Origin of the sequence: Mariniflexile litorale, from assembly GCF_031128465.2 — a bacterium.
GTDB classification, from domain to species: Bacteria; Bacteroidota; Bacteroidia; order Flavobacteriales; family Flavobacteriaceae; genus Mariniflexile; species Mariniflexile litorale.
The window spans coordinates 1,617,524-1,630,202 of record NZ_CP155618.1 but is presented as its reverse complement, the minus strand read 5'-3'; the positions used below and the strand labels follow the sequence as shown (position 1 = coordinate 1,630,202).

The 12,679-nt window shown below is 29.9% G+C and carries 13 protein-coding genes; all 13 read left to right on the top strand.

All coding sequences use genetic code 11. The features are described 5' to 3' along the window. The first annotated feature begins 38 nt into the window (after positions 1–38). From pseB to QLS71_RS06825, 13 genes are read left to right on the top strand one after another with little or no spacing between them, the layout of a single operon-like run. The gene (gene pseB, locus QLS71_RS06885) at positions 39–1,055 is read left to right on the top strand and encodes a UDP-N-acetylglucosamine 4,6-dehydratase (inverting) (RefSeq protein ID WP_308991768.1); all 1,017 of its coding nucleotides are present in this window, start codon (positions 39–41) and stop codon (positions 1,053–1,055) included. Then, a complete protein-coding gene (gene pseC, locus QLS71_RS06880; protein WP_308991769.1) occupies positions 1,055–2,200 on the top strand; it encodes a UDP-4-amino-4,6-dideoxy-N-acetyl-beta-L-altrosamine transaminase in 1,146 nt (381 codons plus the stop codon). The genes pseB and pseC overlap by 1 nt, the downstream gene beginning before the upstream one ends. Before the next feature lie 49 nt (positions 2,201–2,249). Continuing rightward, positions 2,250–3,125 (top strand): aldo/keto reductase, encoded by an 876-nt coding sequence (locus tag QLS71_RS06875; protein WP_308991770.1) that lies wholly within the window; start codon positions 2,250–2,252, stop codon positions 3,123–3,125. Position 3,126: 1 nt separating this feature from the next. Continuing rightward, on the top strand, positions 3,127–3,885 hold the full coding sequence (locus tag QLS71_RS06870; protein ID WP_308991771.1) for a glycosyltransferase family protein: 759 nt from the start codon (positions 3,127–3,129) through the stop codon (positions 3,883–3,885). Next, a complete protein-coding gene (locus QLS71_RS06865) occupies positions 3,882–4,556 on the top strand; it encodes a class I SAM-dependent methyltransferase (protein WP_308991772.1) in 675 nt (224 codons plus the stop codon). Before QLS71_RS06870 ends, QLS71_RS06865 begins: the two co-directional genes overlap by 4 nt. 7 nt (positions 4,557–4,563) lie before the next feature. Then, positions 4,564–5,874, top strand: a complete 1,311-nt coding sequence (locus QLS71_RS06860; protein ID WP_308991773.1) for an aminotransferase class III-fold pyridoxal phosphate-dependent enzyme — start codon at positions 4,564–4,566, stop codon at positions 5,872–5,874. After that, positions 5,874–6,905, top strand: coding sequence for a UDP-2,4-diacetamido-2,4,6-trideoxy-beta-L-altropyranose hydrolase (gene pseG, locus QLS71_RS06855; RefSeq protein ID WP_308991774.1), 1,032 nt, complete (start codon positions 5,874–5,876; stop codon positions 6,903–6,905). Before QLS71_RS06860 ends, pseG begins: the two co-directional genes overlap by 1 nt. After that, positions 6,895–8,037, top strand: a complete 1,143-nt coding sequence (locus tag QLS71_RS06850; RefSeq protein ID WP_348636611.1) for a GNAT family N-acetyltransferase — start codon at positions 6,895–6,897, stop codon at positions 8,035–8,037. The genes pseG and QLS71_RS06850 overlap by 11 nt, the downstream gene beginning before the upstream one ends. Continuing rightward, complete coding sequence (locus tag QLS71_RS06845) at positions 8,015–8,725, top strand: PIG-L family deacetylase (RefSeq protein ID WP_308991776.1); 711 nt, start codon at positions 8,015–8,017, stop codon at positions 8,723–8,725. The genes QLS71_RS06850 and QLS71_RS06845 overlap by 23 nt, the downstream gene beginning before the upstream one ends. Positions 8,726–8,738: 13 nt before the next feature. Continuing rightward, complete coding sequence (pseI, locus tag QLS71_RS06840; protein ID WP_308991777.1) at positions 8,739–9,767, top strand: pseudaminic acid synthase; 1,029 nt, start codon at positions 8,739–8,741, stop codon at positions 9,765–9,767. 12 nt (positions 9,768–9,779) lie between these two features. Then, positions 9,780–10,268: an acyltransferase gene (locus QLS71_RS06835; RefSeq protein ID WP_308991778.1), complete on the top strand. Its 489-nt coding sequence runs from the start codon at positions 9,780–9,782 to the stop codon at positions 10,266–10,268. 54 nt (positions 10,269–10,322) lie between these two features. After that, positions 10,323–11,198, top strand: coding sequence for a hypothetical protein (locus tag QLS71_RS06830; RefSeq protein WP_308991779.1), 876 nt, complete (start codon positions 10,323–10,325; stop codon positions 11,196–11,198). A gap of 10 nt (positions 11,199–11,208) precedes the next feature. Then, entirely contained in the window at positions 11,209–12,657 is a 1,449-nt protein-coding gene (locus QLS71_RS06825) for a hypothetical protein (protein WP_308991780.1), read from the top strand. The last annotated feature ends 22 nt before the right edge of the window (positions 12,658–12,679 follow it).

Sequence of the window (12,679 nt, the reverse complement as noted above, 5' to 3'; positions counted from 1 at the left end):
ATTTGTAAGATAGTTTAATAAAGAATTAAAATATAAACATGTTAGATTTAAACGGAAAGTCAATTTTAATTACAGGCGGAACAGGGTCTCTTGGTAAAGCATTAACAAGTCATATTCTTTCTAAATATCCGGAAACTCGCAGACTCATAATTTATTCTAGAGATGAGCAAAAGCAATTTCAAATGGCTCAAGAATACCCAGAAGATAAATTTCCACAAATAAGATATTTCATTGGAGATGTTAGGGATAGAGAGCGTTTGACAAGAGCTTTTCAGGGTGTAAATTATGTTATTCATGCTGCCGCGATGAAACATGTACATATTGCTGAATACAATCCTGATGAATGCATAAAAACAAATATAGGAGGCGCTGAAAATGTTGTAGACGCATGTTTGAAGACTAAAGTCGAACGTGTTGTCGCTCTTTCTACAGATAAGGCTTGCGCTCCAATTAATTTATATGGTGCTACAAAATTAACTTCGGACAAATTGTTTATTGCGGCCAATAATATTAAAGGAGAAAATCCAATTATATTCTCAGTTGTAAGATATGGAAACGTAATGGGTTCAAATGGTTCAGTTATTCCGTTTTTTATAAACAAAAAAAAGGAGGGGATTCTACCTATTACTGATCCAAATATGACCAGATTCAATATTTCTTTACAAGGTGGAGTTGATATGGTAATGCATGCTTTAGAGAATGCTTGGGGAGGTGAATTGTTTGTTCCAAAAATTCCTTCATATAGAATTATGGATGTTGCAGAAGCTATAGGTCCTGAATGCAAAAAGCCTATAGTAGGCATTAGACCTGGAGAAAAAGTGCATGAAGAAATGATTACTTCTTCAGACTCATTTTATACCTATGATTTGGGAAAATATTATATCATATTACCAGCTACTCATAAATGGGAATTAGATCAATATATAAAAGAGTTCAATGCTGTGAAAGTAAAGGATGGATTTTATTATAATTCGGGTAATAATGAAGAATGGGAAACAGTTGAAAGTTTAAGAACCTTAATAATAGAACACGTAGATTCTAATTTTATAATATAATGAATCCAATACCATACGGAAGACAGTATATCGATCAAGATGATATTGACGCAGTAATAAATACTTTAACAAGTGATTATTTAACTCAAGGACCAAAAGTTAAAGAGTTTGAGGATAGATTTGCCGAATATATAGGTGTAAAATATGCAGTTGCGGTAAATAATGCCACATCTGGGTTACATTTAGCCGTTTTGTCCTTAGGGTTAAAAGAAGAAGAAAGGGTTATAACAACGCCTATTACGTTTGCTGCATCGGCAAATTGCATTAGATACGCTGGTGGTGAAGTTTGGTTTGCAGACATTGACCCAGATACATATCTGTTATCTTTAGAAAGCACTAAAAAATTAATAGAAAGTAAGCCAAAAGGGTTTTTTAAAGGAATTATTCCTGTTGACTTTGCTGGTTTACCAGTAGATTTAGAAGCTTTTAAAGCACTTGCAAAAGAACATGATTTATGGATTATAGAAGATGCTTGTCATGCGCCAGGAGGGTATTTTACAGATTCTAAAGGAAACAAACAAATGTGTGGCAACGGAAATTATGCCGATATAGGTATTTTTTCGTTTCATCCTGTAAAGCATATTGCTTGTGGAGAAGGTGGAATGATAACCACTAATTCTGAAGAATTATACAAAAAACTTTCATTGCTTAGAACCCATGGTATTACAAAGGATAATATGGAAGAAAATCATGGGGGTTGGTATTACGAAATGCAAGAACTGGGTTTTAATTACAGATTAACAGATATACAATCTGCTTTGGGTATTACGCAACTTGCAAAGAATGAGGCAGGAGTAAAAAGAAGAAATGAGATTTCAAATAACTATAAAAAGGCATTTAAAAATAAAATAAAACATCAAGACTTACCTGAAGGTACTTACAATGCACATCATTTATTTATTATAGAAGTAGCCGATAGAAAGGGTTTATACGATTTTTTAAGAACTCATAATATTTTTGCTCAAATACATTATATACCAGTACATACACTACCGTATTATAAAACTATCGGGTATGGACATGCTAATTTAGATCATTCAGAAAACTATTATTCTAAATGTATAAGTTTGCCAATGTACCCTAGTTTGTCTAATGAAGAGCAAGCATTTGTAATAGATAAGATATTAGGCTATTTTAAAGCATAGTTTAAATTTTCATAAACAAAATCCTAAGTTTCATAAAAATTAATCTTAAATGAAAAATAAATTAATATTAGGAACCGTACAATTGGGATTAAATTATGGAATTAATAATAAAACAGGAAAGCCCTCACTACAAAATGCTTTTGAAATTTTACATCTGGCATATGATGAAGGATTAAGAATTTTAGACACTGCAGAGGCTTATGGAGACTCACAAGAAGTGATTGGAAAATTTCAGAAAGAAAATCCAAACAAGATTTTTAATATTATAACAAAGCTTGCCACAAATAATACTTTAAGAAAGGGAGGTCTTTTAAAACAAATAGATATTGATTGTCAAATTTTAGGGGTAAATCAACTTTATGGCTATATGTTTCATAATTATGAAAGTTTTAAAAACAATACGTATTTTTATAATGAATTATTATTGGCAAGAGAAAAAGGTATAATAATAAAGGCAGGTATTTCTCTATATTCAAATGATGAGATAAAGGATATATTAGATAATTATCCAGGTTTTGATTTTATTCAAATTCCATTTAATGCTCTTGATAATGCCTCAAAAAGAAAAAACCTTTTTATAAGAGCAAGGAATATGAATATAGAAGTGCACACCAGATCTGTATTTTTGCAAGGGTTATTATTTAAGAACAGTAATAATCTCACAGAAGTTCTAAAACCATTAAGGACATATATTAAAAAATTTGAATCAATAAAAGTTAAAAGTCGATTGAATACAGAAACCTTAGCATTACAATATGTTCTCGAAAAGGAATATATAGATTTTGTGTTGTTTGGAGTAGAAAACTCAGAGCAACTAATGAATAATATAATTATTTGCGAAAAAAAAGTTAATATTCCTCATGATAGTATTGATGCCATAGATGTTAAAGAAATAAATTTGTTGAATCCATCAAATTGGAATTAAAATGAATGTTGTTGTTATTACTCAAGCCAGAAGCGGATCAACGAGACTTCCTAATAAAATTTTAAAAGAAATACAGGAGCGCAGCTTATTACAAATCCATGTTGATAGAATTAAAAAAGCCAAATTGGTTTCTCATATTATTATTGCAACAACAACAAATAAAGAGGATAATAAAGTTGAGTTACTAGCAAAGGAATTTAAGGTCAAGTATTTCAGAGGTAGTGAAACAGATGTCCTTGATCGTTTTTACCAAGCCGTTAAAGAAGTAAAGCCAAGTTATATAGTTCGATTAACTTCAGATTGTCCTTTAATCGATCCATTATTAATAGATGAAGTCATAAAAGAAGCTCTTCAACGAAAATTAGATTATTATACAAATGTCATGGATGAGTTATACCCAGATGGGCAAGATATCGAAGTTTTTACATTCAAAGCACTAGAAAAAGCTTGGAAGGAAGCCACTTTGTTATCAGATAGAGAACATGTTACTTCATATATTAGAAATAATTCAACATACAAAGGGGGTATTTTATTTAAATCAGATAATCATGGTTTAAAAGAGAACTATAACCAAGTAAGATTAACTGTTGATGAACCACAAGATTTTGAAGTGATTAAAATCCTCGTTGAGCAATTAGGATTAGATAAAGATTGGAGAACCTATACAGATTACTATTTAGGTAACAAAGAAATATGTATGTTAAATAATAAGATAATTAGAAATGAAGGATTTCTGAAATCAATAAAAAATAATTTATGAAAAAACAAGGTGAAATTTATGTAAATAATGATGCTGATAAATGGTTTGAAAGAAACAAGTATAGTAATCATAACTGCTTTACAGAGTATTTAACAGGCATTTTTCCAAAATCTTTTTTGAGAAGTAAAACCATCGCAGAATTTGGCGTAGGTAGAGGAAACAATATCCTTTTTTTAAGTAATTATGCGCAACAAATTGACGGGTATGATGGTTCTTCAAAAGCCATTGATAATTTAAAAAAAATAAAAGAAAGCAGAACAAATATTGATGGAATAGAAGTAAATTTAGGAGAAGAATTTGTTGGTTTAAGAACTTATGACATAATTATTTTTGGTTTTTTTACTTATATGTTAAGCAATGAAGAGTTTAAAATTTTGGTGGAAAACAGCAAAAGACTTTTAAATAGAAATGGATATATATATGTATATGATTTTTTATCAGAGACAATGATTGAAAAGGTGGATTCCCATAATGACAAATTAAAAGTCTTTAAAAGAAATATAGGTTTTTATTTAGATGAAATGAAAGATTTTTATTTGCAAGATTTTAAACTTTGGGACAACAGTAAATTAAACGAATATATGAGCAAAGACAATCAACATACTTTAGATTTGTCTATTGAAAGCGATGATTATAATTGGACCTTTTCTTCACTATTTAAATTAAGATAAACTTATTATGGATAAAACAGGGCAAGAATTATATAAAAAGGCAAAAACGTTAATTCCAGGGGGCACCATGTTATTGTCTAAAAGACCAGAAATGTTCTTACCAGACCATTGGCCTTCTTATTTTTCTAAAGCAAAGGGCTGTAAGGTGTGGGATTTAGATGGAAATGAATATTTGGACATGTCTATCATGGGTATTGGAACAAACACCTTGGGTTATGGAAATGATGAGGTAGATGCCTCTGTTTTAGAAACAGTAAAAAAGGGAAACATGAGTACCTTTAATTGTCCTGAAGAAGTGTATTTAGCCGAAAAACTTATGGAGTTAAACCCATGGGCAGATATGGTAAGATTTGCAAGAAGTGGCGGTGAAGCAAATGCTATTGCTATAAGAATAGGAAGGGCAGCAGCAGGTAAAGATAAAGTGGCTATTTGTGGTTATCATGGTTGGCATGATTGGTACCTTTCGGCAAATCATAATGAAGGCGACGAATTATCAAATCATTTATTAGCAGGCCTAAGCCCTGCAGGAGTGCCTAAAAATTTAAAAAACACGGTGTATCCATTTCATTATAACAATTTTGAAGAACTATTGTCAATTGTAGACAATAATGACATTGGGGTTATTAAAATGGAAGTCATGCGGAATTTTGGACCTGAAGATAATTTTTTACAGAAAGTTAGAGATTTAGCCACAAAAAAAAATATTGTTCTAATTTTTGATGAATGCACTTCAGGTTTTAGAGAAACTTATGGAGGGATTTACAAAAAATTTGGAGTGGAACCAGACATTGCCATGTATGGTAAAACAATTGGGAATGGATATGCATTAACAGCTGTAGTAGGTAGAAAGGCCGTCATGGAGGCTGCTCAAAAAACTTTTATAAGCAGTACGTTTTGGACTGAAAGAATTGGCCCAACGGCGGCTTTAAAAACCTTAGAAGTAATGAACAGTATTAAATCTTGGGATATTATTACTGAAAAAGGCAAAAAAATACAGGTAGGGTGGAAAACGTTGGCAAATACACACAATTTATCGATATCGGTTTCAGGGATTCCGTCATTAAGCACCTATAGTTTTAAAAGCACAAATGCATTAGAATATAAAACATTTATTACTCAAGAAATGCTTAAAAAGGGGTTTTTAGCGAGCACAAATTTTTATGCATGCATAGAACATAAAGATCAATATATAGAAAGTTATTTTAATGCTTTAGATTCGATTTATAAAGTGATTTCTAATTGTGAAAAAGGAAATAAAAACATACACGATTTGTTAGATGGTCCGACATGTCACTCAGGGTTTCAACGATTGAACTAATGAGTAAAAAAAAAATAATATTTAGAGCAGATGGAAACACCCTTACAGGTTTAGGGCATTTATATAGGCTTTTTGCTTTAGTTGAGATGCTAAAAGATGAATATGATTATGTTTTTTTAACACAAAGCACTTCTACAATTGAGGTGATTCCAGAACATTTTAATATTAGAATTATCCCCAATAATATTTCCATTAATAATGAACCTAATTGGCTATCAAAAGAATACTCATTTTCAGAACATTTAATTATAGCTGATGGCTATCAATTTAATAGTGAGTATCAAAAAAAAATAAAATATAAAAAATATAAACTTGTATATATTGATGATCTAGGAACAGAAAAAATGTATGCAGACATTGTAGTAAATCATTCGCCGTACATCAAGGAAGATCATTTTATTGCTTTGCCAAACACTAAATTTGCTCTAGGAACTCAATATGCTATTTTAAGACCACTTTTTTTAAAAGTAGCTAAAAAAGTAAAAAAAATAAAGATTATTAAAAATGTTTTCATATGTTTCGGTGGGTCTGATTTTCATGATATAACAAATATTTGTGTAGAGGGAATTATTGGTATAAAAAACATTAAAAATATTCATATAGTATTAGGAGGAGCCTATAAGCATAAAAGTATTTTAAAAACAGTACAAGGGTATGAAGAAAGAGTTTTTTTATATAAAAATTTATCTGAAAGACAAATGGTAGAGATTATGAGCAAATGTCAACTAGCCATAGTTCCTTCAAGCACCATAAGTTACGAGGTGTGTTCTGTGAAAATGCTCATATATGGAGGGTATTACGTTGATAATCAAATTAGTATATACAAAGGTTTTCAAGAGAAACAAATGATTTTTGATGCTGAAAATTTTAATAAAAAGACTCCTGTTGACTTTAAGTGGGCAATTGAAGAAATATTGAAAACAGATCCTATTCAATATCAAGATATGATAAACAAGCAACACGCCTTTTTTGATGGAAATCAAAAAATACGCTTCCAACAACTAATAAAGGAATTATATAATGCATCTTAGAGACATAAATATAAAAGACATGCAGTTGATTTTTGATTGGGCAAATGATGATGAAGTCAGACAAAATGCAATTAATAAAAACAAAATTATTTGGGAAGAACATAAAGAATGGATTTCAAAAAAAATTTTAAACCCTAATTCACAAATATTCATTCTACAAGATGAAGAAAAAACCATTGGTCAAATACGTTTTGATAAAACAAAGGCACACTTTGAGATAGATTATTCAATAGATAAAAGATATAGGGGATTGGGATATGGTCATAAAATATTATGTTTAGGAATCCAAAAACTAAATCAAAAAGTTAGAAATGTATTGCCAATTAAAGCTCTAGTGCAAGAAAATAATATTGCTTCTAAAAAAATTTTTAAGAATGCAAAGTTTATTGAATCGGGACAACAATTATATAATGGAATGAAATATATTGTTTATATGCTTAAACCAAAAGCCAATACGTATATTATTCTTTCTTCAAAAAAGTGGAATTCAAATATATTAATCTATCTAAAAAATGCTTTTCCATGGCATAATTGGATTATGATAGACAACAAAGATAATTTTACTTTAGAGCAATTGGATAAAGTAAATCCCCATACTATTTTTATTCCGCACTGGTCACTTATTATTCCAAGTAAAATATATTCAAAATATAACTGTATTGTATTTCATATGACTGATCTTCCTTACGGAAGAGGTGGAAGCCCATTACAAAATTTAATAGAGAGAGGATATAAAAAAACTAAAGTTTCTGCTTTAAAAGTTATAAAAGAGATAGATGCAGGTGATATATTCTTAAAAAAAGAGTTAAATTTATTCGGAACAGCAGAGGAAATATTTATTAGAGCTAACACTTTAATAGAAACTATGATTTTTGAAATAGTAACTTTTGATTTAAAACCTAAGCCGCAAGAAGGAAATGTTGTTTACTTTAAAAGAAGAACTCCAGAGATGAGTAAAATAGACGAGAACTTACAAGAAATAGAAAAATTATACGACCATATACGGATGTTAGATGCCGAGGGTTATCCAAAAGCATATTTGGAAACGAATTTTTTTAAATTTGAATTTACAAGAGCTGCATTAAAAACAAATGAAACTATAATTACAGATGTTAGAATCATTAAAAAATAAAAAAATCCTAATTATTGTTGCTCATCCAGATGATGAACTTTTAGGAGTAGGCGGAACAATGAACAAGTTGGCTAACGAATATAATTGCACTATTAGATCTGTAATTTTAGGAGAAGGTATAACCTCTAGAGCCTCATATAGAGACCCTGAATTATGGAAATTAGAATTAATAGAACACAAGAAAAATATAGAAAGTGCAAGAAAAGCTATTGGTTACACTTCTGTTGGGGTTTACGATTTTCCTGACAACCGTTTTGATTCGGTTGACTTATTAGACATTGTTAAAATTGTTGAAACTGAAAAAAAAGAATTTAACCCCGAAATAATTTTTACACATCATGGAGGTGATTTAAATATAGATCACCAAAAAACCTTTGAAGCTGTAATAACCGCTATAAGACCTATGGAGCATGAAAAAGTAAAAATGATTATTACTTTTGAAACTCCGTCAGGAACAGAATGGAGAGCAGCTTCGGATCCAAAACACTTTATTCCAAATTTCTTTATAGAAATAAGCAAAAAAAATCTTCAGGCAAAAATAAAGGGAATGGAAAGTTATAAATTTGAAAAAAGAGATTACCCACATCCAAGATCATCTGAAGCTTTAACCATTTTAGCAAAACAAAGAGGAATTATTGTAGGTAAATTATTAGCGGAAGCGTTTATGATTATAAGAGTAATCTCCTAAAAATTAGAAATCAATGAAAAACTATATAACGGATCGTTGTTTTATTATAGCAGAATTATCAGCTAATCATGGGGGGAGTTTAGACATAGCAAAAAAAACAGTACGCGCTGCTAAACGGGCAGGTGCCGATGCTATAAAATTGCAAACCTATACCGCCGATACCATGACATTAAATGTTGAATCAGAAGATTTTATGATTAAACAAGGAACCGCTTGGGATGGGCAATATTTATATGATTTGTATAAAGAAGCCTCTTTACCTTGGGAATGGCATAAAGATTTGTTCGATTTAGCAAAAGAAGAGGGGCTTGTTTGTTTTTCATCTCCATTCGATAAAACCGCTGTCGATTTCTTAGAAGCACTAAATACCCCAATTTACAAAGTGGCCTCTTTTGAAATTACAGATATTCCCTTAATAACCTATATGGCTTCAAAACAAAAGCCTATGATTATATCAACAGGAATTGCTGCTATGGAAGACATTGAATTGGCTGTTGAGGCGTGTAAAGCTGTTGGAAATAATGATATTACCATTCTAAAATGCACATCGGCATATCCTGCTGCTCCAGAAGACGCAAATTTATTAACCATTGAAGATATTGCTCAAAGATTTGGTGTAAACTCTGGATTATCAGATCACACCATGGGTATTGAAGCGCCCATGATTGCTGTTGCGTTAGGTGCAAAAATGATAGAAAAGCATTTTATTTTAGATAAAAGCATTGGTGGTGCTGATGCACATTTTTCACTGGATGAACAGGAATTTAAACAAATGGTTGATGCGGTTCGATTGACCGAAAAGCTAATGGGACAAGTAGATTATGAAATGACTGATAAAAAGAAGAAAAGTAGAGAGTTTTCAAGGTCGTTGTATGTAGTACAAGATGTAATAGCTGGAGATAAAATAACAGAATTAAACGTGAGATCGGTAAGACCAGGGTTTGGATTACATCCTAAATATTATGAAGAGGTACTCGGAAAGCCGTTTTCAATAAATTTAGATAGAGGTACACCATTAACTTTACAACACATAATTGGCTAATAAACATTTATAATGGGTTTTAAAACACTATTAAAGTTTTTATATAGAGTTCATCTATTCTTCCAAAGAAAATTAAGTCATCTAAAACTTAAAACTCTAATAAAAGATTTAGGAAAGGATACAACAGGGCATTGGAGTGTTGAAATAAAATATGGAGAAAATATTTCAGTAGGAAACAATACAACAATCGGACCATATTCTACTTTAGGCGCTATGAGCCAAATAAAAATAGGTAATTATGTGCGTATTTCTAAAGGAGTTATAATTGAAACTGCAGGTTTAAACTTAAATGGAGCCCCACCGTATAAGCATATAGCAAAACCAATAATTATAGAAGATGGTGTTTGGATTGCAACAAATGCAATAATTTTAGGAGGTGTAACCATTGGAAAAAATTCTATTATTGGTGCTGGAACTGTTATTACAAAAAACATAGAACCAAATAGTATAATTGTAGGACAATCATTAAAAAAATTAGAAAAAAAAACACACAATAAATAAAGTCTTCTCGACGGTTTAATTTCTTAAGTTTGTAAAAACTAAATTTTCGTTAAAATGTCTTATTATTACCATAGAGCTAAAGGAATTTTTTATTCTAAATTATCAAATACAAAACTGAGAAGTTTGGTTCAAAGTATTGTATCTAAAATGATATTATCAAAGAAATTAAAAGGAAATTATAATTTCTTTAAAATTGAACACCTCCAAAAACATAAATCAGAATTAAAGGAAACTGGTATTACATATTTAGGGAAAATACTTGATGATCAAACAATTGAAGAAATCACAAATAATATTAAAAACTTAAAATGTCATGATACTTGGTGTCCTGAATTAGTTGAATTTTATGTAAACGAAGTTACTGATAAAACGCATACTGCAAGTTTTAAGAGAGAAGATTTAGTTAAACAAAAAATTATTTTTGAGATTGCGAATAACGCTTCTGTATTAGATATCGTGAAAGATTATTTAGGCACTACACCAACTATTAGCAATGTGAACGCGTGGTGGTCTTTTGGAGGGAGAAATAAAGCTCAAGAGGCACAAAATTTTCATAGGGATAATGATGATATCAAATTTTGTAAATTGTTTATATATTTAACTGATGTGACTGAAGAATCTGGACCACATATATATGTTAGAAACTCTGTTTACGCCAATAAACTAAGAAAAATTAGAAGACTTACTGATGATGAAGTTGAACATAACTTTAATAAAAATGATATTTTAACTTTAGTTTATCCAAAAGGACATGCCTTTTTAGAAGACACTTATGGTATTCATAAAGGGATGTTACCTAAATCGGAAAATAGACTTTTATTACAAATACAATATTCCATATCACCGATTGGCTATATTAAATATATTCCTGAGCCTATCACCCATGATACCGATTATTCCAATTATATTAATCGATTGATTATTAAATAAATATATATTAATGAATATTTTAATATTAATAAATCAGGCTCCAAATTATGGTTATACATACACAAAAATTGGTAAAAGATTAAAAAAACAAGGTCATAAAATAACCTATGCACTAGACAGTACTTTAACCTTTTGGGATTATAAGGATTGTTTTGATAAGGATGATGAGATTTTAATATTTTCGGATTATTTTAAAAAATATCCCAATAATATAGAGATTAAATCAAAAGAACTTTATAATAAAAATCTATGGATGTTATTTTTTTCAGATTTTGAAAGAATTAATATGTATGGGTTACACAAAGCGAAAGGAGTTGAATATTTTAAATCGGTAATAGCAAATCTTTTAAACTTTTTTGAAGAGATTTTTTCTACGAAACAAATTCACACAATACTCTACGAGGGTATTACTAATTTTTTTGCGTATTCCGCCTATACAATTGGGCAAAAATATCAAGTAAATTATTTTGGAATTACTGCTACAGCATTACCTAATCGTTTTTGTGTTGAACCTAATCCGTTTTATGATAGTAAGTCTATTATGGATAATTATTATAAAATAACTAAAGGAGAACTCCAGGTTGATGAAAAAGATAAAAAATGGGTTGACGGCTACTATAATAATTTTATAGCCATTGAGCCCGATTATATGAAGAACGAGCGAAAATTACTTAATATAAGTTTGTTCTCGAAATATTTTAATACTTCTAAAGTATTCCAGATTCTATCCTTGTTAAAATATTTTTTAACGTACGGAATAAATGAGAACCGTTATAATTTTCAGAATCCTGCTTTAAAAATTAATTTAGCATATTTTAAAAGAAACATTCGTAGAAAAATTAGGTTAGGGCGAATAAATTCATTATATAGTATAAAGGACATTGAAGAAATTAATACTAATGGAAAATATTTAATATATCCCATTCATTTTCACCCCGAATCTTCAACTTCAGTTTTGGCGCCTCAACATATAGATGAATATTATAACATTTTAAACATAGCCATTCAGCTACCATATTGCTATACGTTGCTGGTAAAAGAACACCCAAGCGCCGTTGGTTTTAGTGAGATAGATTTTTATAAAAAAATAAAAGCCATCCCCAATGTTAAATTAGTCCACCACAATGTTAAGGCTAAACAATTAATTAAACTTTCAAAAGGAGTTATTACCATAACCAATACGATGGGTTATGAATCATTGATTATGGGTAAAAAAACCTTTTTATTGGGTAGGGTTTTTTATGAAACTCATCCAAATTGTGTGGTTTTAAATGGCTTTAATCAATTGTTTGATAAGATAACAACTGAAATAGACAAAATTGATTCAATAGATCCTAAAAAATATATCCAAGCTTATCTATTGTATACTCACAAAGGCACTGCCGTATATGAAAAAAAAGTAAATGATAATTTTGTTAATGAAATATCTCAACTAATTGTAAGACGTTTTGAATCTTAAAAAGATAATCAAATATTTATCT